25 protein-coding genes are annotated in these 25468 nt (G+C 42.0%); 17 read left to right on the plus strand and 8 right to left on the minus strand.

The features are described 5' to 3' along the window. The first annotated feature begins 5 nt into the window (after positions 1-5). From F944_RS07290 to F944_RS07300, 3 genes are all read left to right on the plus strand, one after another. Positions 6-2198 carry a polysaccharide biosynthesis tyrosine autokinase gene (locus F944_RS07290; RefSeq protein WP_004988781.1) on the plus strand — a complete coding sequence of 731 codons (2193 nt, stop codon included), beginning with the start codon at positions 6-8 and terminating at the stop codon, positions 2196-2198. Between the two features lie 190 nt (positions 2199-2388). After that, on the plus strand, positions 2389-3096 hold the full coding sequence (locus F944_RS07295) for a BamJ family beta-barrel-assembly machinery protein (protein ID WP_004988785.1): 708 nt from the start codon (positions 2389-2391) through the stop codon (positions 3094-3096). A gap of 318 nt (positions 3097-3414) precedes the next feature. Then, the gene (locus tag F944_RS07300; protein WP_004988787.1) at positions 3415-4104 is read left to right on the plus strand and encodes a BamJ family beta-barrel-assembly machinery protein; all 690 of its coding nucleotides are present in this window, start codon (positions 3415-3417) and stop codon (positions 4102-4104) included. A 135-nt stretch (positions 4105-4239) separates the two neighbouring features. Here F944_RS07300 and murJ read toward each other — a convergent pair whose 3' ends face one another. Beyond that, on the minus strand, positions 4240-5793 hold the full coding sequence (gene murJ / locus F944_RS07305) for a murein biosynthesis integral membrane protein MurJ (protein WP_171063258.1): 1554 nt from the start codon (positions 5791-5793) through the stop codon (positions 4240-4242). Positions 5794-5863: 70 nt separating this feature from the next. Further along, entirely contained in the window at positions 5864-6433 is a 570-nt protein-coding gene (ampD, locus tag F944_RS07310; protein ID WP_004988793.1) for a 1,6-anhydro-N-acetylmuramyl-L-alanine amidase AmpD, read from the minus strand. Between the two features lie 161 nt (positions 6434-6594). Here ampD and nadC point away from each other — a divergent pair, with 161 nt between their 5' ends. Beyond that, positions 6595-7440, plus strand: coding sequence for a carboxylating nicotinate-nucleotide diphosphorylase (nadC, locus tag F944_RS07315; RefSeq protein ID WP_004988796.1), 846 nt, complete (start codon positions 6595-6597; stop codon positions 7438-7440). On the opposite strand, the gene F944_RS07320 is transcribed toward nadC, so the two are convergent. The 5 genes from F944_RS07320 to F944_RS07340 form a co-directional block, all read right to left on the minus strand. Then, entirely contained in the window at positions 7437-7637 is a 201-nt protein-coding gene (locus F944_RS07320) for an ABZJ_00068 family colistin stress protein (protein ID WP_004988797.1), read from the minus strand. The genes nadC and F944_RS07320 overlap by 4 nt on opposite strands. A 183-nt stretch (positions 7638-7820) precedes the next feature. Continuing rightward, positions 7821-9986 carry a phosphocholine-specific phospholipase C gene (locus tag F944_RS07325; protein WP_004988800.1) on the minus strand — a complete coding sequence of 722 codons (2166 nt, stop codon included), beginning with the start codon at positions 9984-9986 and terminating at the stop codon, positions 7821-7823. A gap of 297 nt (positions 9987-10283) precedes the next feature. Then, a complete protein-coding gene (gene rph / locus F944_RS07330; protein ID WP_004988810.1) occupies positions 10284-11000 on the minus strand; it encodes a ribonuclease PH in 717 nt (238 codons plus the stop codon). A 105-nt stretch (positions 11001-11105) separates the two neighbouring features. Next, on the minus strand, positions 11106-12257 hold the full coding sequence (locus F944_RS07335; RefSeq protein ID WP_004988813.1) for a fatty acid desaturase family protein: 1152 nt from the start codon (positions 12255-12257) through the stop codon (positions 11106-11108). 38 nt (positions 12258-12295) lie between these two features. Further along, on the minus strand, positions 12296-13318 hold the full coding sequence (locus tag F944_RS07340; RefSeq protein WP_004988816.1) for a flavin reductase family protein: 1023 nt from the start codon (positions 13316-13318) through the stop codon (positions 12296-12298). Between the two features lie 189 nt (positions 13319-13507). Between F944_RS07340 and F944_RS07345 the strand changes: the two genes are divergently transcribed. Beyond that, positions 13508-14143 carry a TetR family transcriptional regulator gene (locus F944_RS07345; protein WP_004988819.1) on the plus strand — a complete coding sequence of 212 codons (636 nt, stop codon included), beginning with the start codon at positions 13508-13510 and terminating at the stop codon, positions 14141-14143. A gap of 124 nt (positions 14144-14267) precedes the next feature. Continuing rightward, positions 14268-14915, plus strand: coding sequence for a TetR/AcrR family transcriptional regulator (locus tag F944_RS07350; protein ID WP_004988820.1), 648 nt, complete (start codon positions 14268-14270; stop codon positions 14913-14915). A 63-nt stretch (positions 14916-14978) separates the two neighbouring features. Here F944_RS07350 and F944_RS07355 read toward each other — a convergent pair whose 3' ends face one another. After that, a complete protein-coding gene (locus F944_RS07355) occupies positions 14979-15596 on the minus strand; it encodes a thiol:disulfide interchange protein DsbA/DsbL (protein ID WP_004988821.1) in 618 nt (205 codons plus the stop codon). A 199-nt stretch (positions 15597-15795) separates the two neighbouring features. On the opposite strand from F944_RS07355, the gene ubiG reads away from it, so the two are divergent. The 11 genes from ubiG (at position 15796) to ssuC (ending at position 25450) form a co-directional block, all read left to right on the plus strand. Then, positions 15796-16512, plus strand: coding sequence for a bifunctional 2-polyprenyl-6-hydroxyphenol methylase/3-demethylubiquinol 3-O-methyltransferase UbiG (gene ubiG / locus F944_RS07360; RefSeq protein WP_004988822.1), 717 nt, complete (start codon positions 15796-15798; stop codon positions 16510-16512). An 8-nt stretch (positions 16513-16520) separates the two neighbouring features. After that, complete coding sequence (locus F944_RS07365) at positions 16521-17216, plus strand: HAD family hydrolase (RefSeq protein WP_026039966.1); 696 nt, start codon at positions 16521-16523, stop codon at positions 17214-17216. A 43-nt stretch (positions 17217-17259) separates the two neighbouring features. Next, positions 17260-18006: a YciK family oxidoreductase gene (locus tag F944_RS07370; RefSeq protein ID WP_004988824.1), complete on the plus strand. Its 747-nt coding sequence runs from the start codon at positions 17260-17262 to the stop codon at positions 18004-18006. Positions 18007-18166: 160 nt separating this feature from the next. Next, on the plus strand, positions 18167-18322 hold the full coding sequence (locus F944_RS17080) for a hypothetical protein (protein ID WP_004988825.1): 156 nt from the start codon (positions 18167-18169) through the stop codon (positions 18320-18322). A 295-nt stretch (positions 18323-18617) separates the two neighbouring features. Beyond that, positions 18618-19013 carry an RcnB family protein gene (locus F944_RS07375; protein ID WP_004988827.1) on the plus strand — a complete coding sequence of 132 codons (396 nt, stop codon included), beginning with the start codon at positions 18618-18620 and terminating at the stop codon, positions 19011-19013. Positions 19014-19211: 198 nt separating this feature from the next. Beyond that, the gene (locus F944_RS07380) at positions 19212-19556 is read left to right on the plus strand and encodes an RcnB family protein (RefSeq protein ID WP_004988829.1); all 345 of its coding nucleotides are present in this window, start codon (positions 19212-19214) and stop codon (positions 19554-19556) included. 120 nt (positions 19557-19676) lie between these two features. Beyond that, a complete protein-coding gene (gene argA / locus F944_RS07385; RefSeq protein WP_004988831.1) occupies positions 19677-21032 on the plus strand; it encodes an amino-acid N-acetyltransferase in 1356 nt (451 codons plus the stop codon). Positions 21033-21393: 361 nt separating this feature from the next. Then, positions 21394-22368, plus strand: coding sequence for a sulfonate ABC transporter substrate-binding protein (locus F944_RS07390; RefSeq protein WP_010588878.1), 975 nt, complete (start codon positions 21394-21396; stop codon positions 22366-22368). 24 nt (positions 22369-22392) lie between these two features. Next, positions 22393-23400, plus strand: coding sequence for an aliphatic sulfonate ABC transporter substrate-binding protein (locus tag F944_RS07395; RefSeq protein ID WP_004988835.1), 1008 nt, complete (start codon positions 22393-22395; stop codon positions 23398-23400). A 74-nt stretch (positions 23401-23474) separates the two neighbouring features. Continuing rightward, positions 23475-24650 (plus strand): FMNH2-dependent alkanesulfonate monooxygenase, encoded by a 1176-nt coding sequence (gene ssuD / locus F944_RS07400; protein WP_004988836.1) that lies wholly within the window; start codon positions 23475-23477, stop codon positions 24648-24650. Continuing rightward, positions 24647-25450: an aliphatic sulfonate ABC transporter permease SsuC gene (gene ssuC / locus F944_RS07405; RefSeq protein ID WP_004988837.1), complete on the plus strand. Its 804-nt coding sequence runs from the start codon at positions 24647-24649 to the stop codon at positions 25448-25450. Before ssuD ends, ssuC begins: the two co-directional genes overlap by 4 nt. Positions 25451-25468: the final 18 nt, after the last annotated feature.

Genomic DNA, 25468 nt, shown 5'->3' on the forward strand with positions numbered 1-25468 from the left:
TACCCATGAGTCAAAATTCAACAACAACTGAAGACACCATTGATTTAAAAGAGCTATTTTTCTCTTTGATTGCGCAATGGAAAATTATCGCGCTGTGCATTATTTTGAGTTTAATCTGTGCCTTGCTTTATCTTCGCGTTACGCCTGATATTTATTCAGTCGATGCCATGGTACAGGTTGAAGACAGCAAGAGTGCTGCTTCAGCTGCTTTATTAGGCGAGTTAAGCAGTGTTGCAGGTGCAGTAGGCGGACAAAAATCACCTGCCGATGCAGAACGGGAAATCCTGAATTCGCGACTCGTTTTGGGTCAGGTCATTCAGAATTTGCATCTGGATATTCAGATTAAAGATACACAAGATACGTTGTTTAATCGTCTCGTATCAGAATCAAAGCGTAAACTGGATTATTCTCAATCAGGCGTTTTATTTAAAGAAAACGGACAGTCTTTTTTTGTTGAAAAGTTTGAAGTGCCTTATTACTTTTTAGATAAGCCTTTAACCCTTCAATTTAAGCAAAATCAATTTAGTTTGAGTTATAAAGACAGTATTGTTGCTGAAGGTCATTTAAATCAGGATAACCTTTTAACCACCAATAAAGGTCAATGGAAAATCCGCATCAATAGCACTACACCATTTAAACATGCGTTCAAAATCACCAAATTTGCTTTACCAACAGCGGTTAAAAATTTAACTGAAAATTACAGTGTGGCTGAAAAAGGCAAGATGACGGGAGTGCTTGGTCTGACCTATCAAGGACAAGATCAGGAAGAAATTACTCAAGTTCTGAATAATATTTTAGTGGTTTATCATGCGCAAAATATTGAAAGAAAATCCTTAGAATCTAAACAAACCTTGAGTTTTCTGGATAAACAATTACCTGAATTACGCAAACAATTGGAAGATTCTGAAAAGAAATTCAACCAGTTCCGTGAACAACATAATACCGTTGATGTCACTCAAGAGTCAGAATTATTGCTTAAGCAAAATATTCAACTTGAAACCATGCGAATTGAATTACAACAGAAACAAGCTGAGCTGGCTGCAAAATACACGCCTGACCATCCATTAATGGCTGAAATTAATGCGCAGGTGGCGACCGTTAATAAAAAACTGGGTGAACTGAATGGAACCTTGAAACGTTTACCAGAACTACAACGCTTATATTTACAGTTATATCGTGACGTCAAGGTCAATACTGAACTTTATACGAATTTACTTAATAGTTATCAGCAACTTAAAATTTCTGAAGCGGGTGAAATTGGTAATGTACGAATTATCGATAATGCAGTTGAGCCGATTAAACCGATTAAACCGAAAAAGCTGATCGTTCTGATTCTGTCTATTTTTGTCGGTGGTTTTATTGGGGTACTGATTGCTTTAACCCGTAATATGTTGCGTACAGGTATTAAAGATTCTGCCCAAATTGAAAATGAACTTGAACTTCCTGTATACGCTACTGTGCCTCGTTCTCCAGTACAAGAAAACCGTTTGGCTGTTTTGAAAAAGAAAAAGAATATTCCTATTCTTGCAGTTAAACACAGTGATGATGTTGCCATTGAAAGCTTACGTAGTATTCGTACTGCGATTCATTTCGCGCTTTCAGGTGCCAAAAATAATATCATTATGATCAGTGGTCCTGCGCCAGAAGTTGGTAAGTCCTTTATCTCGACCAACTTGGCAACGATTTTTGCTCAAAGTGACAAAAAAGTCTTACTGATTGATGCCGATTTACGTCGTGGTTATTTGCATAAATATTTTAATCTGGAGACTCAACCTGGTCTTACCGAATTATTAACCGATCAAGCAACTTTGACGCAAGTAACGCATTCAACTGAAGTGCCAAATTTAAGCTTTATCAGTCGTGGTAAGAGTCCGTCGAATCCCTCTGAGCTACTCAGTTCTCAAAAGTTCCAAACTTTATTGCAAGAACTTTCTCAGCACTATGATCATATTATTCTGGATACACCGCCAGTACTTGCGGTCACAGATGGTATTATTATTTCACAATATACTGGCGTAAATCTGATTGTGGCGCGTCATGCCAAGACGCAAATGAAAGAGCTTGAATTAACGCTCAATCGTTTCGAGCAGGCTGGAACCAAAGTGAATGGCTTTATTCTTAATGATATTCAGCGTTCGGCTAGCGGTAGTTATGGCTATAACTATGCTTATGCCTATAAAGCGGCCAAAGATGATTAATCATTCTTAAGCTCTGTATCGTTAAAAAATCGAATCTACGGGTTCGATTTTTTTATGCAGAATTCAGGATTGGTGTGAAATTAGATAAAAATCCTGTTATTTTTTTTATTAAACAGGATATGCTTAAGGTAGCCATGCTAAGATTGCATGCGATTGATATTTGGTTAAATAAACAACATTTGGAACACTCATGAGTAAAGCCTTACCCATTGCTGTCGCTGTAATTTTAGGCGGTGCTGCACTTATTCCCGTTTACTATGCATCTCAACATCCAGTGGCAGAGGTTGGTTCAAAGGCAGACAAGAATGCCTCGCCTGTTAAAAAAATCAGCTATGCACTGGGCTATGAAGTTGCCCATCAAACGCCACCAGAACTTGATGTTAATGCTTTTGTTAGTGGGATTCGTGATGGTCATGACAAGAAACCTGCGGCTTATACTGAACAGGAACTTCAAGCTGCCTATGTAGAGTTTCAACAGCAAATGCAACAAAAACAATTGGAAGATGCGAAAAAAACCGAATCTTCTAATGCGAACTTCTTAACTGAAAATGCTCACAAAGACGGCGTTAAAACCACGGCTTCAGGTTTGCAATATAAAATTATTAAAGAAGGTACAGGTAAGCAACCGACAGCGACCTCTGTCGTCAAAGTCCATTACAAAGGCCAATTGACCGATGGTAAAGTGTTTGACAGTTCTTATGATCGTGGAGAACCAGTTGAATTTCCATTAAACAAGGTAATTCCTGGCTGGACAGAAGGTTTACAGTTGCTTAAAGAAGGTGGAAAGGCAACTTTCTATATTCCTGCGCAACTGGCCTATGGTGAACAAGGTGTGCCGGGTATGATTCCACCAAATAGCACTTTAATTTTTGATGTAGAACTGTTAGAAGTTAAATAATTCGTAAGGAAGGAGAGCAGGGTCTGTTGACATTTCACAGATGCGTGCGACAGAGGACATTTTTTAGACGGTACAAGGCATGACTTATGAAATTTAGTCATTCTAAATGAATAAGGCATAACGCAGTAACGGCAAAAAATGTCCCTGTCCCGCAGGGTTATAGCTAAAACTGCCTCAAAATTCGTTATGAAATTAGACAAGGGAGATGCCATTGCCTGCGTTTCATGCCTCGTTTGAGTTGTTTTAGCGAATAACGCAAGGCATGGCTGAAGTGTCAACAGACCCTGAATACTCTCCTCTTTTATTTTAGGAAGCACAATGAAAAAAACCAGTTTAGCACTCTTATTACTTAGCATGACGGTGACCAGTTTTGCTGCTCCTGTCACATCAAAAAGCCCACAAAAAGACCAATTGGGTTATAGCTATGGTTATGTCATGGGACGTACCAATGCAGATACGCTAAAAGATTTAAATTTAGAAACGTTTATTCAAGGTTTAAAAGAAGGTTCTACAGGCAAAGCCTCTTCTTTAAGCGATGAGGATATGGCTAAAGCCCTAAGTCAATATAAAAAACAGGTTGAATCCAAACAACTGATCGAATTTCAAAAATTAGCACAAGACAATCAAAAACAAGGTCAGGCTTTTTTAACCGAAAATGCTAAAAAATCAGACATCATCACCACTAAATCAGGTTTACAATATCAAGTACTTCAAGCAGGCACAGGTAAATCGCCAAAAGCAAATTCAAAAGTTAAAGTGAATTATGAAGGTCGCTTATTGGACGGTACAGTATTTGATAGCTCGATCGCACGTAATCATCCTGTTGAATTTCAGCTCAGTCAAGTCATTCAAGGCTGGACAGAAGGCGTACAAACCATGAAAGAAGGCGGAAAAACGCGCTTCTTTATTCCAGCGAATCTAGCCTATGGTGATGTCGGTTCGGGCGATGCGATTGGTCCCAACAGCGTTTTAATTTTTGATATTGAACTGCTACAAGTTTTACCCTAATTTATGATCTATGCGATCTCAAAAAGCATACAATCCTTTTTTACTTAAAGCACAGTCAGATTTGGGCTGTGCTTTTTTATTCTCTATTAAAGATTTCATGACAGCAAAAACATCAAGTTCAATTTAGCAAGCTCATCACTCATGGCGTAAGTCGCGTGGTCGAAATCCTGTGGCTAACAGTGCAACACCATAAGCAATCACGCCCAATACACATAAAACAGCCACTTCAATAATCCGTATCCACTGTGAAGACTGACCATCATACCAGTGCAAACCAAACCATAATGCAGCAATCATCGCAATATTGGCAATGGCATATTGAACTGCCAGTTTTTTCCAATGCCCACCAAATCGAAAAATATTGCGTTTATGCAAATAGAAATAAAGTAATCCTGCATTCACCAAGGCGGAACCCGATGAAGCCAATGCCAATGCCATATGCTCGGCATGCCAATTGATTAATTTAAAAAAGCCAATCAACACCACGTTTATAATCGCATTGGCAGCCACTGCCATCAACCCAACACGCACAGGTGTCTTGGTATCCTGCTGCGCATAAAAACCTGGGGCAAAGACTTTAATCAACATAAACGCAATCACACCACCGCTCATACACTGCAATGCCAGAGCGGTCATCTGGGTATCCCGTAGATCAAATTCGCCACGCTGGAACAATGCCTGAATAATCGGGGTAGATAACATGAAGAGCGCAATACTGGCAGGTAATCCCACCAAGACAATGACACGCGCAGCCCAATCTAACATGCCGCGAAACTTAGCCTGATCCTGTTCTGCATGTCGTGTTGAAAGTGAAGGTAAAATTACCGTACCAATCGCCACACCAATGAGACCGAGCGGTAATTCGGTCATCCGTTCCGCACTATACAGCCATGACACTGAACCATCCTGCATAAAGGATGCCCAGATGGTATTGAGTAATAAATTGATCTGAGTGACCGATACACCAAACAAGGCAGGCAACATCAATTTCATGATGCGTTCTACCCCTTCATGTTTAAAGTCAATTTTGGGTGGAATGAGCAGTTTTTTACGCCACAGTTCAGGAATCTGCACTGCAAGCTGTAAAATACCCGCGCCCAATACAGCCCAACCCAGAGCCATAATCGGTTGTTGCATATACGGCGTCAACCACCACGCTCCTGCGATCATGGCGAGATTGAGTAACACGGGAGAAAATGCAGGTGAGGCAAACGAACCATAGCTATTTAAAATACTACTGGCAAAAGCGGTCAACGACATAAACATCAGATATGGAATGGTCAGACGAAATAGACTCACCGCCTGATCAAATTTTTCAGGATCATGATGAAAACCGGGCGCATAAGCATAAATGATGACAGGCGCGATAATCATCGCTACTAAGGTCAATAAACTCATGACCAAAAGTAAGCAACCAAAGACTCGACTAATCAAAATCTGAACTTCGGCATGCGCCCGTCCAGTTTTATATTCAGTTAAGACTGGAATAAAGGCCTGTGAAAATGCCCCTTCAGCAAACAGTCGCCGAAAAAAATTGGGAATACGAAAGGCAACCACAAAAGTATCGAAATCCTTCCCTGCGCCAAACACATTGAGCAAGACCATATCCCGAACCAGTCCCAGTACACGAGACAACATCGTCATAGCACTGACAATAAAAGTTGATCGCCATAATGCCATCGCATCCACCCACGGCTAAATACAAAGCCGATATTGTAATGAAAGTAAAAATTTATTTCGTTGTGAAATGATGTCTAGCCTACATTTTTTTTGCATTCAACAGTCGCCGGAAATAAGGCCACTGAAAAAATGAGCCGGGATCAGTCTTACGACCACGTGCAATGTCTGAATGTCCTGCAATATGCTGCTGAATCTTGGGATAATTTTGCTGCAAAACGGCGGTAATTTCCGCTAATACTTGATATTGTATCTCCTCAAAAGCGAGGTCATCACTGCCTTCAAGCTCTATTCCTATCGAATAATCATTGCATTCGACCTGTGCCAAATAGCTGGAACGTCCTGCATGCCAAGCCCGATCATGAAAATTGACAAACTGAATTACTTCACCAGTTCTTAAAATCAACAAATGTGCGGAAACCTGCATGCCCTCAATCGTTTGAAAATAAGGGTGAATTGACCCATCCAATTGATTTTGAAAAAACTGTTCAATATATCCGCCACCAAACTGAGACGGTGGCAAACTGATGTTATGCACCACAATCAGTTGAATTTCAGCAGATTCAGGACGCTGATTATAGTTTGGAGACGCAATCTGTCTGGCACCAATCAACTGCCCATGTTCAACTCGATATGTTGTGCTTAATGGCATGGTTAGGATGATCCCATCTGGTTTTGAATGCTTCTAGTTTAATCGACTCCTCAAAAATTAAAACGGTGTTGATGGCATATTTATGACAATCGTTTGTGAATTTTGAGAGGGACAGTGCTAATATATCGCTCAATTTTCTGGGTTAATACTGGGTATCAAGTATGAGCATTCCTCAATCTTTGCTAGAACAATCGATTCAAATCAATGTACAACAAGCACTGGCTGAAGACATTGGGGATGGCGATATTACTGCGCTATTGACACCAGAAAATGAACAGGCGACCGCAACGATTATTAGCCGTGAAAATATGGTGTTGGCAGGTCGTCCGTGGGTCGATGCACTGATTTCGCAATATGACCCAACTGTGCAAATTGTATGGTTAAAAGAAGACGGTGACTCGGTTAATGCAGGTGAGGCTTTTTTAAAACTGGCGGGTTCAGCACGTAGCCTATTAACCGTTGAACGCCCTGCGCTAAATTTTATTCAGACTTTATCTGCGGTTGCTACAAAAGCTGCTTTTTATGTAAAACAACTCGAAGGCACTCAGACCAAGTTATTAGACACGCGTAAAACCTTACCCGGCCTACGTATTGCCCAAAAATATGCGGTTGCCATTGGTGGCGGTCAAAACCATCGTTTAGGTTTATTTGATGCGTTTCTCATTAAAGAAAACCATATCATGGCCGCAGGCGGGATTGCCCAAGCCATTGCTCAGGCGCATCGAATTGCACCGAATAAACCCGTTGAAGTTGAAGTTGAAACTTGGGATGAACTCAATCAGGCACTTGAAGCTGGCGCAGATATTGTCATGTTGGATAATTTTAGCCAACAACAAATGATCGATGCGGTTAAACACGTGGCAGGTCGTTGTAAGTTAGAAGCTTCTGGTAATATTACCTTAGACAACCTCCGTGAAGTCGCAAGTACTGGTGTAGATTATATTTCGATGGGTGTACTCACCAAAGATGTGAGCGCTGTTGATCTTTCGATGCGGTTTAATGCTTAAGTCTGCTCGGTTTCAATATTTGTTTTTGTGGTTTGATTTTCAATCTTGGTCGCATGCTTAGGCTGGGTCAAAACTTCTGAAGTTTTGGCTTGAGCCTGCCATGCGGATGGATTGCGTGATGTCTCATTTGGGCGTGGATCACAGGCCATAATGGTAAATGTAATAATGGCAAACAGTACAATAAAACCTTGTAGCATATAGATTTCCCCAATTTCATAGAACGATAAAAATTATTCGCTACTTTAAAATTTAATCATGACCAACTTGAGCAGGCTTTGTTTTTAAGCTGAATGTAAAAAGTTATCGTTTGTGAAATAGTTGAGGTTTGTGTAAAAAGGATGCCTGATCGCATCCTTTTTCTTCATTCATTTCCAATTCAATTAGTTTTCAATATAGCCCATATAGGGATCAGAAATTGAATCTTTCTGGGTTTCAATACGTCCTGCAAATCGCCGACTATAGCTCGCGTCAGACTCTATATAGACTGTAAAATCGTACCATCCTCCAAATTCAGTCATATCCCAAGCCAGTTCTTTTTCTGAGTTCATGGTTTCAATTGACCATTGCTGATTGGGTAAATAAGCATTGGCTTTTACCTTGAGTTTACTACTCGATTGTCCATCATGACGAACTTTTAAAAACAGCTTAGCTTCACAGTCTTCCACACACACCCGAATCTCAGGTAAAGCTTGCCGCTGTAAACTTTGATTCAGGTTGCCTGTAAATGCACGATGAAAACCATTTGGACCTAAGACCCATAAATCATAGAGACCTTGTTGCGTATTCCATTCATCCTGTAATTGCTTGCCTGCTTCAACCATATAACGGCGAGGAATCGCATCCAGATTTAAACGATCATAGACATGAAAAACTGCTGCTTGTTTACCTGTATTGGCAAATAAAAGCTGTACGCTTTGTCCCGATGGATTGACCTTGGCGCTGGTATGCAAGATATACGGTAATGCTCTGGATGGACGAATCCCCATTTCTTGCTGTGGGAAGGCTTGTTGGCTCGGAACAGCGACTTGTGGCAATAACGACTGCGCCAAGCGAATTGCATCTGCTTCAGTTTTGGCTTTTTTACCTTCAAGTTCTGGAAGCTGTGCGCTATTTGGGGTTTTAAAATCAAAGGCAGTGGTTAAATCACCACAAATTGCACGACGATAAGCACTGATATTCGGCTCTTTTACACCAAAACGCTGTTCAAGAAATTGAATAATCGACGTGTGGTCAAATACCTGTGAATTGACCCAACCACCCCGACTCCACGGTGAAATCACATACATCGGCACACGAATCCCCGGCCCGTAGACTCGACCATCTGGCTTAGGTTGAGATTTGGCTGTCGCCACCGCAGGATGGCTAAAATACTCTGGTGAGAGTGATTCAGCAGGCAATGTGGTTTTACCATATATCTTGCCTGCATCATCTTTAGATGGCGCACTTGGTGATGGTACGTGGTCAAAGAAACCATCATTTTCATCAAAATTGATCAGTAACACGGTTTGTGACCAAATCTCAGGATTTGCGGTAAGTGCATTGAGCACTTCCTGTATATACCACGCGCCTTGTACTGGACTAGAAGGGCCTGGATGCTCACTATAAGTGGCTGGTGCTACAAGCCAACTGACCTGCGGTAATTTCCCTGTGGCAAGATCTTGCTTGAATGTCCCTAAAAAACCCCCATCTGGCATGGTATTGGCAATCCCTTTGTATAAAGGTTGAGTGCTATCAATTTTTTCATCATAGGCAGGACTAATCAGATCATCATGGCTGACAGGTTGACCTGACAATTCATTGGCACGACGATATTGCTTAAAACCCGCCAATGGATTATCCGTAAAATTATCGGGCATATTTTGATAAACTTTCCAACTAACCCCTGCTTGTTGTAAACGTTCAGGATAAGTCGTCCATTCATAACCGCTTGAAGATGCACCCAAACCATCAAATTCATTCACCACCGCAGCGACACCCGCCGCTGGGCCATTGGTACCTGTCCAGATAAACATGCGATTGGGATTGGTTCCTGCATGCATGGCACAATGATAAGCATCACACAGCGTAAAGGCATTGGCTAAAGCAAACTGAAACTCAACCTCCTGTTTTTTATAATATCCCATGGATTGCGGTTTTTTAAATTTCACCCAGTCCCCCATGCGCCCATGATTCCAAGCATCCTGACCATCTGACCATGAATGCGGTGTACCTGAAACACGCTGAGCATTGCCTAAACGACTATCTAAATGATAAGGCAGGATTTTATTTTGCTTGGCATCATACTGTTCCCAGACTTTACGCTTTTGACTCAATGGAATGCTAAAACGATCACCAAAACCACGGACGCCTTTTAAGGTGCCAAAATAGTTATCAAAAGATCGGTTTTCCTGAGTCAAAATCACCACATGTTTAACATCCTGAATGCTACCTGTTTCTACTTTGGCATCAATGGCGAGTGCTTTCTGGATACTCAAAGGAAAACTGGATAATGCAGCAGTGCCAAATAAAGTCTTGGCAGTATTCAGTACAAAATCACGACGGTTCATTATTTAATCCTTATTTATGATTTTTATTATGGCGCACAGTGCATCGTGCAATTATTTTTAGGCGGTTGTGTCGGCTGGGTCGATGAGTCATCGTCCTTGCAAGCACTGAGCATGACAGTGCTAATCATGAGAAAAAAACAAAAGAATTTAGACATGGGTCTCTCCATTGAAGAATGGAGACTAGTAAAAAGCTTGAAAATTACAACAATATGATGATTTGATGTCGATTAGATGAAGACATAAAAAAACGCATCCGAAGATGCGTTTTCACTTAAAATATTTCCACTCAAGAAAAGATTACCAGCCCAATGCTTCCTGTTGTTTTTGAATCAGGGTTTGAATGCCTTTTTCAGCCACTTCCAACATGTCATTGGCTTGAGTACGAGTAAATGGTTTTTCTTCAGCCGTGCCCTGAATCTCGATAAATTCGCCCGCTTGGGTCATCACTACATTCATATCGGTTTGGCAATTTGAATCTTCTTCATAGCACAAATCCAGTAAAACTTGGTCTTGATAAATCCCGACTGAAATCGCAGCAACCAGACCTTTAAGAGGATCTTGCTTGATTTTCTTCTTTTCTAATAACACATTCATGGCATCAATCAAGGCCACTGCCGCACCTGTAATCGCTGCGGTACGTGTCCCCCCATCGGCCTGAATGACATCACAGTCGATGGTAATGGTATTTTCACCCAATTTTTTCAAATCGACCATCGCACGTAAACTACGACCAATCAAACGTTGAATCTCTTGGGTACGGCCACTTTGTTTGCCACGAGCCGCTTCACGGTCACTACGAGTATGCGTAGAACGCGGCAACATGCCATATTCTGCTGTCACCCAGCCTTGTCCCTGCCCTTTTAAAAAGCGTGGTACCGAGTGATCAACGCTTGCGGTACATAATACCTTGGTATGACCGAATTCGACCAAAACCGAACCTTCAGCATAACGGGTGTAATTTCGCGTAATTTTTACATCACGTAATTGATCAAGTGCTCGTTGGTCAAGACGCATCATCTATCCTTTCTTTGCCGCTAATAAGATTGCAACATAGTATAGCAAAAGCCCTCAATAAAATTAGGCCGAATTTGGCCCAATCTTGTCTTTTTACAAAAGCACTTATTTTGCAAATGAAAATAGATTTTTCACTTTTTGAATCGTATTGGATACTTGATCGCTATAGCCATTGGGTAATGAACATTTAGCTAAACGCACCCAAACACTCCAGAACTGTTTCATAAAGTTGGCTTCGTTATAGTTCACGCCATATTCTTCACACAATGCTCTGATTTTAGGGGCAACTTCCGAATAACGATTTGCGGGCATATCAGGAAATAAATGGTGTTCAATTTGGTGGCTCAAATTACCACTCAAGATATGTAAACCTTGAGTTCCACTAAAGTTACTTGAACCCCGAATTTGACGTAAATACCATTGCGCGCGGGTTTCAGTCTCAGTGTTATCTTCTTCAAAAGTCTCAGCATCTTCAGTAAAGTGACCGTTAAAAATCACCGCAGACGACCATAAACTACGAATGACATTTGCTACAGCATTACCCAAAAAGACAGGAATGGCATTTGGTCCAGCAATCAATGGAAAAAACACATAATCTTTACCGACCTGACGCACTACTTTTTTGCGCAATTTAGCCGAATCTTTCCAAACCTCTTTCCATGATTTGGTTTTGTATACAATGGCATCTTCTAAATGTAAATTCTGCGCCCCAACATACCATTCAAAAAACACCATTAGTTGCATTGCCATTGGAACATTCAATAAGAAGCGGGGTTCCCATTTTTGTTGTTCACTGACGCGCAATAGTCCATAACCGACATCATGATCTTTACCGACAATATTGGTATAGGTGTGATGGACATAGTTATGGGTATGTTTCCAGTCATCCCCTGTGGCAATGGTATCCCAGTCATAATTGGCACCGTTTAAGCTTGGGTCATTGAGCCAGTCAAACTGACCATGCATGACATTATGACCCAGCTCCATGTTCTCTACAATTTTGGAAATACCGAGTAAACCTGTACCGACTAACCATACGGGTGGAATCCAGCCGCCAAACATTAACATCCCGCGTGATGCGATTTCGCTATAACGGACAAAGTTACGAATTTTGTAGATGTATTTGGCATCGGCTTCGCCCAGATTATCCATGACTTCACGGCGAATCTCTTCGACACGGCGACCAAATTCCTCAACCTGTTCTGGGGTTAAGTAGTTAGATTTACTGTTTAATGGAAATTTTACGGACATATTCATTATTTTTCTCCGAATCTATTCAAATGGACTGACGATTGTTAAAGATTGATCGTGACAGGACTAATCGCCTGACTGACGCACAGTTTAATTTGGGTGTTATTGCCATGATCAATTTCACCCGTCAGAATATTTTTGGTGGAACCACTGATTTTGGTACAGGTACAGGTATTACAGATTCCCATACGGCAACCATGTGCTGGACGTAAACCCGCTTGTTCAGCACTTTCCAGTAAATTGGTATTGGCTTCAAATGCTTGCTGCGAGCGCAAAAAAGTGACGGGTTGCGCTTCAAGCGTTTCATCGACTACAGGCTGGAAATACTCCATATGCAAACGATCACTCAGATTTAACTCTGCAAAAATCGTTTTGGCTGCTTGCATCATGTTCGATGCACCACACAAATACGTGTGCTTTTGCTCTAAATCGCCAATTAGCTTATTTAACAAATCTACAGTTAAATGCTGTTTTTGCTGAGTGGTATCAATGTGGTGATAATGAATTGATGGATGATGATCAGCTAAACTTTGTAATTCTTGATGAAACGCCGCATCACGACTAAAGTAAATCACATCAATTTGCGGTAATTGTTGTTTAATCGCTTGCTGTAATAAGGAATAAATCGCGGTAATGCCACTGCCTGATGCAATCAGTAGCGCAGCGCTTTGATCCTGATGCAAACAAAACTCACCCTGAGTTTGAGAAATCTCAATCACATCACCCGCGTGTAATTGGCTCATAGCGCGTGAAACGACACCTTGAACTTTAACGCCCAAATACAGATTGCCCTGAGCATCGATCTGCATCACAGAATAACTACGCTGATAACGTACGCCTGCCACTACCACCGTTACCAGAACACTTTGACCTGTCTTAAAATTGTGTGCGGCAAAGTTGCTATTGGGTTGTAAACAAATTTGATAAAGTTCAGGCGTGATCGCGGTCACTGAAGTTACCTGAGCTTTGACTTTTTTCCAAGTCCACATTGGGTTAACTTTTTCCAATATGAAATCGACAAAATCTTCGCGAATCCATTGAGGCTGATAATTGGCTGCAATGTTCATACGTTCCTCGTTTGTATCTGGCTATTTATATGAGTGAACAAATGTTCTTTCAGTGAACATGTGTACACATTATTCTTTTTTTTTAATTCAGTCAACAGGTGTTCACTGATTTTTTATTGATTGATTTATTTTTTTGAAAGCAGGACAGTTTTTGGTAGACTCATGGCTGGTTTAACATAGGTCAGTTGCATGTCGATACGGGATGAACGTAAACAACAAAGTCGCCAAGCATTACTTGATGCAGCATTGCAACTGAGTACTGCTGGACGTTCATTTAGCAGTATTAGTTTGCGTGAAGTCGCGCGTGAGGTCGGTTTAGTTCCTACCGCGTTTTATCGACATTTTCAGGACATGGATGCGCTAGGTCAGGAATTGGTTGATCAAGTGGCGCTGCATATTAAAAATCTGATTCATCAACTCGGACAAAGTTATTTACATCAAGCCAAAGCCAACCCTTTAAGCAGCATCGAATTATTTGTGCAGGCAGTCAATCACAGTCCACTGGAATGGCAATTTATGATTGCTGAACGTTGGGGTGGATCTGCTACTGTTCGCTATGCGATTGCCCGTGAAATTGAAGATTTGACCGAAGCCTTGACCACAGACCTGCGTAAATTGCCGACCTTTGAGCATATTCAGGACAATCAGGATCTTAAAGTGCTTTCTACGATTTTGATTAATATGTCATTTACATGGGCCATGACGTGGCTCAGTCTACCGCGACAATACGAAGGCGAAGCGCTACACCAGCAGCAACAGGCTTTTATCGAAAATGCTTCTACACAAGTTCGTTTGATTTTCCGTGGTATTGCCAACTGGGAATAAGGCCAATGCCAAACACCATTTGATAGCAAAAATATCAGTAAATTCCTGCAATCAGCTTGGCGAATTTACCAATTTGGCTTAATGTCAGTACATGCGTGTATGTACTGCTGTAATAGGAAGGGTTATGAATCCAGATCGCCATCAACAATTTTTAATTCGCAAGGAACGTATCTTAAGCGTTGCAGAAAAACTATTGTTGGAAAACAATCAGGAAATCACGCTGGATGAACTCGTCGCTGAACTGGATATTGCCAAAGGGACGCTGTATAAACATTTTAAAAGTAAAAATGAGCTGTTACTGGAACTGGTCATTGAAAATGAGAAAAAACTCTTAGAAATCTCGCAAAAGCACAATAATAATTTTAAGGAATATGCCCCAATTTATATGCTGCATCACTTGCTTGCGCCAGCGCGAACTATTTTGCTGCATCAGCTCGAAGAAAATCTAACCATGAGCGAGTCCAAACTTAATCATTTATTTAAAGAACTGTATGACATTCGTCAGGAACGCATTTTGGCGATTAAAGACATTACTGAAGCCTATTTAAAATCAGTCAATTACGATATGTCGATTCGCGATTATCTGTCTTATATCTGGTCATTGACCTATGGCGCGGCGTTACTGCTCAATTCAAGTTATTATCAACGTTCGATTGGTTCACGGCAAAAATTGATTAATCTGTATGTCAATCAGGCACTTTCTCTACCAACGCAATCCATCAATCTGGATGCTTTTGAACTAGAAATTAAACTCGATGAACTCAACAAATAAAAAGATAAATAAAAATAAAGCCCCTTTATCTAAACAATAGAGGGGCTTTTATGACATTAAGGCTTATTTGCCTTTACGTTCTTTTTCAATTAGATAGTTAATAACTTGAGTCACTTTACCATCTTCACCCTGAACCACGTATTTACCATTCACCACCACCGCAGGAACGCCTGTGAGCTGATATTGCTGTGCCAATTTATTGGATTCTGCAATTTTTGCGGTAATTGGGAATGAGTTAAACATGCTATTAAATTTCTGCTCTGGAACGCCATAACCTGCGTAGAACTTCGCTAAAGATGCCTGATCAAAAATTTGCTGCCCTTGGTCATGAATCGCATGGAACAATGGCAAATGGGTCTTTTTACGCACGCCAAGCGCTTCAGAAACATAATACGCACGCGCGCCTTGTTCCCAAACCTTATTCATAGCAGCAGGTGTACGCAAAAAGTTTACATCTTTTGGAATCTGTTTTAACCAAGTTTGCATATAAGGTTCAAGCTTGAAGCAGTGCGGGCAACCGTACCAAAAAAACTCACGCACTTCGATTTTCCCGGGTACCGCTACCTTGCCAGGATTGGCAACAACCGTATAATCCTTTCCTGCTACAAAATCAGCCGCCATAGCTGTGCCAGAAATTGCCATCATCGCGGCACACAGACCACCAAATACAAACTTTTTCATTCGCTGTTTTTTCCTCTAAATCATTGTGTTGAGTTTATGCTCTAAATATAAAACAAATATGCTAAATTCGTTTTGCTTGTGTGAAGATTTTTAGCATATCTTTTAGCAAGCTGGTCGCTTTTTTCCGATTTCTGGTTACACTAACACTAGTAAACCAAACTTAACGATTGATGAAAACACTTATAAAAGAGGTGACACCATGTCGCAACTGAATGTTGATCCACAAGAAATCGCAAAATTTGAAGCACTCGCAGCCAAATGGTGGGATCAGCATTCCGAATTTCGTCCGCTACATCAGATTAATCCATTGCGTTTAAACTGGATAGATGAACACGCAGGCGGCATTGCAGGCAAGAAAGTGTTGGATGTCGGTTGTGGCGGCGGTATTTTAGCCGAAAGCATGGCACGTCGCGGCGCAAATGTGTTGGGGATTGATATGGGTGAAGCGCCGCTGAACGTCGCGCGTTTACACGCACAGCAGGACAATGTTAAGAATATCGAATATCGTCAAATTCCTGTTGAACAATTGGCTCTGGAGCAAGCAGGACAATACGATGTGGTAACGTGTATGGAAATGATGGAGCACGTGCCTGATCCAGCCTCTATCGTTAAGGCTTGTCAGACTTTGGTCAAACCCGGCGGTCATGTGTTTTTTTCAACCATTAACCGTAATCCAAAATCGTATTTGTTTGCCATTCTTGGGGCCGAATACGTTTTACGCTTATTGCCAAAAGGCACGCATGACTATCACAAATTTATCCGTCCCTCAGAAATGGCACAGGATATCCGTGAAGCAGGTCTGACCTTAAAAGAAATGACGGGCTTACATTACAATCCATTGACCAAACATTATTGGCTTGCACCGAATGTGGATGTCAACTATATGGTACATACCGTCAAGGCTGTCGCAGTATGAGTGCAGACATGAAAGCCGTTCTGTTTGATCTGGATGGTACCTTAATCGATACCGCTGCTGATTTTATTCGGATTATTCAGGCCATGTGCCGTGAAGAACAACGCCCAGTCGTTGAGGCTGATCTGATTCGTACTCAGGTATCTGAAGGCGCACGTGCGATGGTGAAATTGGTCTATCCAGAGTTAGAACTAGATGACCCTGTATTTTTACAGCATCGTCAGCGTTTTTTGGATATGTATGCCCAGCAAATTGTGGTGGATACCGATTTATTTTCAGGCATGTATCCATTACTTGAAGAACTAGAGGCACATCAAATTCCATGGGGCATTGTCACCAATAAACCGCGTGGCTTAAGTGAGTTGTTACTGGCTGAACTGAATTTAACTGAACGATGCAGTGTACTGGTGTGTCCTGAAGATGTCAGCAAGACCAAGCCCGACCCTGAGCCGATGTATCTGGCTGCCAGACAGTTAAATTTGCCTAGCGAACACATCGTTTATGTGGGCGATCATCCACGTGATATCGATGCAGGTCGCGCTGCCAAGATGTATACGATTTTGGCCGCCTATGGGTATTTGCCGCTGGAATATCAGGATGATCTGGACGCTTGGCAAGCCGATGCCATCGTGCAGGATGTTACTGAATTACACTGCATGTTACGCCAATTACTACAGTTAAGTTCACAAAAACCCGTTAGCATGTGAGCAGTATCATTATAATTTGAATCAAATTTTAGGGAGGTTCACCATGAAATATTCAGAATATCAGCCTCGTACCGATTTATTAAAAGACCGTATTATTTTAATTACTGGTGCGGGTGATGGCATTGGTCGTGCTGCTGCCATGAGCTATGCGCTACATGGCGCAACTGTGGTATTACATGGTCGAACCCTGAATAAACTTGAAGTGATTTATGATGAAATCGAAAGTCTAGGCGCACCGCAACCTGCGATTTTACCGCTACAACTTTCCAGCGCATCGGTGCGTGATTATGAATTGTTGGTGAATACCCTTGAATCGCAATTTGGTCGTTTGGATGGAATCTTGCATAATGCAGGAATGTTAGGTGAACGTGTTCCTCTAGCCGATTATTCACCCCAAATCTGGGATGATGTCATGGCCGTCAATGTACGTGCGCCCTTTATGCTGACTCAGGCTTTATTACCCCTTTTACAAAAGTCAGAACATGCTTCGGTGGTATTTACCAGTTCTGGTGTCGGACGTGAAGCACGAGCGCTTTGGGGGGCGTATTCTGTTTCCAAAGTCGCCATCGAAGCGGTCAGTAAAATTTTTGCCGCAGAGCATATCCATCCCAATATTCGTTTTAATTGTATTAATCCGGGTGCAACCCGCACCGCCATGCGTGCAAAAGCCTATCCTGATGAAGATCCATTAAGCTTACCTACTCCAGAATCGATTATGCCGGCCTATTTATATCTGATGGGTGATGATAGTTTGCATCTGGATGGTCAAAGTATCGATGCGCAAGACTGAACCTACTCTTAAAGAAAAAGATCAGCATTCTTCGGGATGCTTTTTTCTAACACAATAATCGTATTTTTAAATTAAAATAAGAAAATTATTCGTTTTTACAAATTATACAACCCCATTTAAACTGCCTTCATATTTTCATTGATCCTTAAGGAGAACAGTCATGCGGGATTCCATTCATAAGAAACAAATTATTCAATCGATTCGTCATTTACAACTTTCAGAAACCCTTGTGATTGCACTAGATGATGCTCAACAGGCAACAGACATCATCGTCATGCTAGATTCCTTGCAGCGTTTTTCTGAACAATGGCATTAAACCCGTTTCACTTCGCTAAGGATGTGAAACGTATGGAAAATTCGCTTTGAAATACATTACTCAAGCTCTGTTATTGCTATATCTGCTATTTATAGATGTATTAAGCTTCAAATCCCTCAGACTTAAGACTTATCCGACTGGACAAAACAAATTAAAACAGTGCAAAATGCCTAGGCAAAAAGATCAGTCTTATCTTCATATTTTTAATTGAATTATTGCGCAATCTTCACAGTTTCTCTGCATTTTTTTTGTACATTAAAACCATGAAAAAGAAGTACGTCACCGAGGAAGCATGATGAAAAAGATTTTGACAGTTCTGGCATTATCTTTGACTGCACTAATGAGTACGGTTGCAGTGGCTGGACCGTATTTTGATCGCGATAATAGCCATGATTTTCCTCAGGCACGTAAAGAGCGTGGTTATGATCGCAATCATAATGATGACAATGAACAGATGCGCTCAGAACAACGCCGTATGCGTGAAGAACGTGGCGTACAACGCTTAAAACAGCATCGCTGGCAACCTGGTTATGTCATGCCTCAACACTATCGCAGCAATGGCTATAAAGTTGAATATCGGGATCATAATCTGCCGAAACCTGACCGAAATCAGCAATGGTATAAAATCAACAATGACTATATCTTAGTCAACTCAGATACCAATGATATTATTCGGATTGTAGGTTTTTAAACGATTTACTTTTATTAAAAATATTACTTTTTTCTAGCCCAGATTCCAAATCTGGGCTTTTTTTAACCCTATGTTCACATGCTCTTCTTAATCCATCCCGATCTTTCACAATTTGCTATGCACTCTTCACGTTTTCTCTCAAATTTGACGTTAAGTTAAAACCATCAAAGATAAGTTGAAACATGATAGAGGTACATTATGCAGATGAATAAATGGATCAGTACAATGGTTTTGGGCATGAGTGGATTACTGGCAACCAGCGCCATGGCCGCTCCACAAGATCCGCATTCAAAACATTATGTCCATCAAAATCAGGCAGAACTTCATCAACCCAAACATGAGATGGATAAAAAGCTGGATCCGAGCCGTGACTGGCGGATTGGTCATACCCTACCACGTCAGTACCAGTCATCGCGCTATCAGGTTGATTACCGTAGCCACAAACACTTGGCGCAGCCCAAACGTGGTCAGCAATGGTATCAGTTGAATGGACACTATGTTCTCGTCTCTCAACATGATCATAAAATTCTAAAAATGCTTTGATCACGTCTAAGCTTTTTTAAAGCACCCTGATGATGATTAGGGTGTTTTTTTGCATCAGGCATTCCCCTTTAACGAATTTTGTTTAAAATCAGTCTATATTTCTCTATTTTTGAGTCGATTATGCAATTACACGAGACTGAGTCTACTTCTAGCACCACGCAAGATTATGTGCGTTGGTTTCGTCACTCAGCACCGTATATCAATGCACATCGAAATAAAACTTTCGTTTTAATGTTCGGCGGTGAAGCCGTTCAACACCCTAATTTTCAACATATTATTCATGATATTGCGTTATTGCATTCGTTGGGTATCCGACTGATTTTAGTCCACGGCGCACGTCCACAAATTAATCAAAATCTGCAAGAAAAACAGATTCAAACCCCGATTCACCTGCATCGTCGTGTGACCACGCGTGAATCATTAAGTTGTGTCATGAATGCGGTGGGTTCTATCCGACTGGAAATTGAAGCCCTGTTATCAATGGGACTGGCTAACTCACCCATGTTTGGTGCGCGTATTGATGCTGTTTCTGGCAACTTTGTCACCGCTAAACCTTATGGAATTCGTGATGGCGTGGATTTTCAACTCACGGGAGAAGTTCGCAGTATCGACACCGATGCCATTCAGCGCCATTTGGATAATCATAATATTGTGGTTCTAGGGCCAACAGGCTATTCCACCACAGGCGAAGTCTTTAACCTGTTGGCAGAAGAAGTTGCCACCAAAACTGCAATCGCCCTACAAGCCGACAAACTGATTTTTTTGGGTAATAAACAAGGCTTACTGGATGATCAGGGCAAAGTATTACGGGAACTCAATTCACATCAGTTAGACCATTATATTGAGCAATTTCAGCAAGATGATGATGAAATGGCCTTGCATTTACAGGGAGCGCAGCGCGCCTCACTGTCAGGTGTACATCGGGTGCATTTGATCTCTTATGCCTACGATGGTGCTTTAATTGAGGAGTTATTTACTCGTGATGGTATCGGCACCATGATTACCGATGCACATTATGAAGAAGTCCGTATGGCAACCATTCAGGATGTTGGTGGACTGATCAATCTACTACGTCCACTGGAACAAGATGGTATTTTGGTCTATCGCTCCCGCGAACGATTAGAAAGTGAAATTGGACAATTTGCCGTGATCGAACGCGATGGCATGATTCTAGCCTGTGCTGCGCTCTATCCAATTCCAACAGCAAAAAATGAAATCCGTTCTGCTGAAATCGCCTGTGTCGCAGTGGATCCTGCTTATCGCAAGTCGAACCGTGGCAGTCAAATCCTACATTTCTTAGAAGAAAAAGCCCGACAAAACGGCATCTTACAATTATTTGTACTCACCACGCGCACCGCGCACTGGTTCTTGGAACAAGGTTTTCAGACTGCCAGTGTCGACGATCTCCCCAATGCACGGCAAGAGTTGTATAACTATCAACGAAATTCATTGGTATTTAAAAAAATGTTGATGTAAATCCTGATGTTCTTTTTTTGAGCGGCCAGTCCATTGAGCATAATGGGCTGGCTTTAGCATAACGGTGTATATCTTTATTCTAACTAAGCTTAGTCATAAAACTTCTGTTGCGCTTTAACAAGATTATTAATTATTTTCATAAACTTATTCTTATTCAATAAAATATTTAAGATCAAATATTTAATAGATATGTTTTGATCTTTGCTATTTCTTTTAAATATTCCTTTTTGCATATCCTTAGCACTTTTTTATTTATCCATTTTTTTCATAACTAATGTCAAAAAACTTATTTTTTATGCAATAGAAATGGTTTTAAGGTGTGCCCTCAAAGCTTACTTTTAGATTTAGGGCAATACACCTCATGACACGCATCCTTTCTTCTTCGTGGTTCAAATTTTCAGTGATGACGGCGAGTATCGCAGGAATCATGATGCTCAGTGGCTGTGCCAAAAAAGAAGCTCAGGATCTCACCACCTTAAATATCGGTTTTCAAAAATATGGTTTATTGCCGATAGTCAAAGAGCGTGGCGTACTAGATAAAGCGTTAAAAGATCAGGGGATTACGGTCAAGTGGGTGGAATTTCCTGCGGGTCCACAGCTTATGGAAGGTTTAAATGTCGGAAGTGTGGTGTTTGGCGAGGCAGGTGAAGCGCCTCCTATTTTTGCTCAAGCAGCCAATTCGAATTTGGTCTATGTCGCCAATCAGCCTGCTGCACCCAATGCTGAAGCGCTGATTGTGCCTAAAAATTCTACAATTCAATCCGTTCAGGACTTAAAAGGTAAACGCATCGCCTTCAATAAAGGCTCCAATGTGCATTATCTATTACTTAGAGTCCTAGAAAAGAACCAACTAAGCCTGAATGACATCCAAGTGGTGTACTTACCGCCTGCCGATGCCCGTGCTGCCTTTGAAAAAGGTGCCGTCGATGCATGGGTGATCTGGGATCCATTCTTTGCTGCGGCAGAACAACAAATTGGTGCACGTGTCCTTGCCACTGGACAAAATCTGGTCAGCAACCATCAATTTTATCTGGCAGATCGTAAATTTGCCCAGAACCACCCAGATGTGTTGAAAACATTGGTCAATGAACTGAATCAAAGTACGGAATGGGTTAAGACTCATCAGGATGATGCTGCCAAACTCCTAGAAAAACCGACTGCACTGGATTTCAATATTCTAAAAACCTCAATTTCCCGCATGGGCTTTGGCGTGACGCCATTGTCGCCACAAGTGATTAACGAACAGCAACAAGTGGCCGATGCTTTTTATCAACAAAAGTTAATTCCACAGCCATTAAAAATTCAAGATGCCATCTTAACTGGCGAAATTAAATAAATAAAACCAATAGGATAATAACTGATGATTAGCTTAAAACAGTGGAGTGCGATTGGCGCTATAAGTCTTGGATTGGGGCTCAGTGCTTGCCAGAAAACCGAATCTCATGCGCAAGCACAAAAAGAGGCAGGCACAACCCAGACCGCGCCAGTGAAAACCTTAACCATCGGTTTTCAAAAATCTTCACTGAATTTTTTGATTGCTAAACAGCAAAAAATATTTGAGCAGGAATTTCCAAATGCCAAAATTGAATGGCGTGAATTTCCAGCTGGCCCACAAATGCTTGAAGCGTTGGCTGTAGGTGCCGTAGATTTTGGTGCAGTCGGCAATACACCGCCCATCTTTGCGCAAGCCGCTGATAAAGATCTGAGCTATGTCGGTTATGAAGTGGTCCCTGCCAATTCTCAAGCCTTGCTGATTCCAGCCAATAGCACAATCAAATCGATTCAAGACCTTAAAGGAAAACGTATCGCGGTACAAAAGGGTTCAAGTGCGCATGAATTGCTTGCCAAGGTGCTACAAAAAGCAGGTTTAAGCTGGCAGGACATTCAACCCGTCTGGCTCCCCCCTGCCGATGCCCGTGCCGCCTTTGACAAAGGTGCCATCGATGCTTGGTCAATCTGGGAACCGTACTTAAGTACCACTGAGCTTAAAGGTCATGCTAAATCGCTGATCGATGGCACAGCTTTCCCAACTACCTATTCTTTCTATATTGGTAATCCAAAATTTATCCAACAGCATCCTGATGCTGCGCAAAAAGTATTAACTGGCTTAAACCAAGCAGATCAATGGTTTGTGAAACATCAAGATGAAGGTTTAAGTATTTATGCACAAAGCACTGGACTGGATACCCAAGTCGCCAAAGCAGTACTAGACAAGCGACTTAAGCCATCACCTGTACAACCTGTGACGCCTGAAGTCACCCAAGCCCAACAGAATATTGCCGATCTATTTCTGCAAGTTCAACTGATTCCTAAAAGTATTCAGGTGAGTCAAACCATCTGGACAGCCAAATCACCCAAGGCTTCTTAATTTTTAAGTTAATGAATACTGAGTTTCTTAACACTCACGCAATTTGATGAAAACGCATTTAAAGGAAGGTTAATATGAATATTTTCTGGTTTATTCCCACTCACGGTGACAGTCGCTATTTAGGAACCAGCAAAGGTGCGCGTCAGGTGGATCATGCGTATATGAAACAAATTGCGGTGGCGGTGGATAATCTGGGTTATAGCGGTGTTTTGATTCCAACGGGACGTTCATGTGAAGATCCTTGGATTACTGCGGCCAGCCTGATTGATGCAACCAAGCATTTGAAATTTCTGGTGGCGCTACGTCCGGGGATTACCACCCCTGCACTGGCAGCCCGTATGGCCGCCACCTTTGATCGTTTATCTGGCGGTCGCGTATTGCTTAATCTGGTGACAGGCGGTGATGAACAAGAACTTAAAGGTGATGGCTTGTATGAAGACCATTCAACCCGTTATCAGACCGCCAGTGAATACGTTAAAATCTGGCGTGAAATCCTGACGCGCTCACATACAGGCGAAGCATTTACCTTTCATGGTGATCGTTTGAGCGTCGATGAAGCCAAACTGCTCTATCCACCGATTCAAAAACCTTATCCACCCTTATGGTTTGGTGGTTCATCCGATGCTGCTTCAGAACTGGCGGCTGAACAAGTCGATACCTATTTGACTTGGGGTGAACCTCCTGCGGCGGTTAAAGAGAAAGTTGAAGGTATGAAAGCAAAAGCTGCTGCCAAAGGACGCACTCTGAACTATGGGATCCGTTTGCATGTGATTGTGCGTGAAACCAATGAACAGGCTTGGGCAGCAGCCAACGAACTGATTCAATATCTGGATGATGACACCATTGCCGCAGCACAAAAGAAATTTGCACAAATGGATTCGGTTGGTCAGCAACGCATGGCGGCTCTACACGGTGGTCAACGTGACAAACTTGAAGTTTCGCCAAACTTATGGGCAGGCATTGGACTGGTTCGTGGTGGAGCAGGTACCGCGCTGGTGGGTGATCCAGAAACGGTTGCTGCGCGCATTCAGGAATATGCCGACTTAGGGATCGACACCTTTATCTTCTCTGGTTACCCTCATCTGGAAGAATCGATTCGTTTTGCTGAACTGGTGTTTCCACTACTTCCACTCAAAACCCGTGAAAAACTGGCGCAACCGAACCTTACAGGACCTTTCGGTGAAATTATTGCCAATAACTATGCACCTGATCAGACCAAGAAAGAAAAAGTGGTCAAGGAGCCTGTATGAGTTTCAATACAGCCTCCTCTATTGTTTCACGTGGAACAATAGCGATTTTTAAACGCAGCTTACCGTGGCTGTTTCCAATCGCATTGATCCTGATCTGGCAACTCGCGTCCAGCACAGGAATCCTGCAAAGCCGCGTCTTACCTGCGCCAACGGCGGTGATTAGTGCATTCTGGCATCTGCTGGTCAGTGGTGAACTTTGGCATCATGTCAAAGTCAGTGCAGGTCGAGCACTGCTCGGTCTGTTAATTGGGGGCGGATTAGGACTGCTGTTAGGATTACTCAATGGCTCATCCAAAACCGCCTCGACGCTACTCGACACGACCTTACAGATGATTCGTAATATTCCTGCATTGGCGCTAATTCCTTTGGTGATCCTGTGGTTTGGCATCGATGAATCTGCCAAATTATTTCTGGTCGCAGTCGGTGTTTTTTTCCCAATGTATATCAATACCTATCATGGTATTCGTTCAGTTGATCCACAATTGATCGAAATGGGAAAAAGCTATGGTTTGACCCGCTGGCAACTGTATAAAGACATCATTTTACCGGGTGCGATGCCGTCCATTCTGGTCGGATTACGCTTTGCACTGGGTCTGGTGTGGGTACTGTTGATTGTGGCAGAAACGATTTCGGCACAGTCTGGTATTGGTTATATGACTATGAATGCACGTGAATTTTTACAGACCGATGTGGTGCTGGTCGGGATTTTACTTTACGCCTTATTGGGCAAACTTGCTGATGTTCTGGCACAGGGGCTTGAGCGCTATTTCTTGCGCTGGCATGCAGGCTATCAACCATAAATTTCGAGGGCTTTGATC

Source organism: Acinetobacter ursingii DSM 16037 = CIP 107286, from assembly GCF_000368825.1.
Taxonomy (GTDB): Bacteria; Pseudomonadota; Gammaproteobacteria; order Pseudomonadales; family Moraxellaceae; genus Acinetobacter; species Acinetobacter ursingii.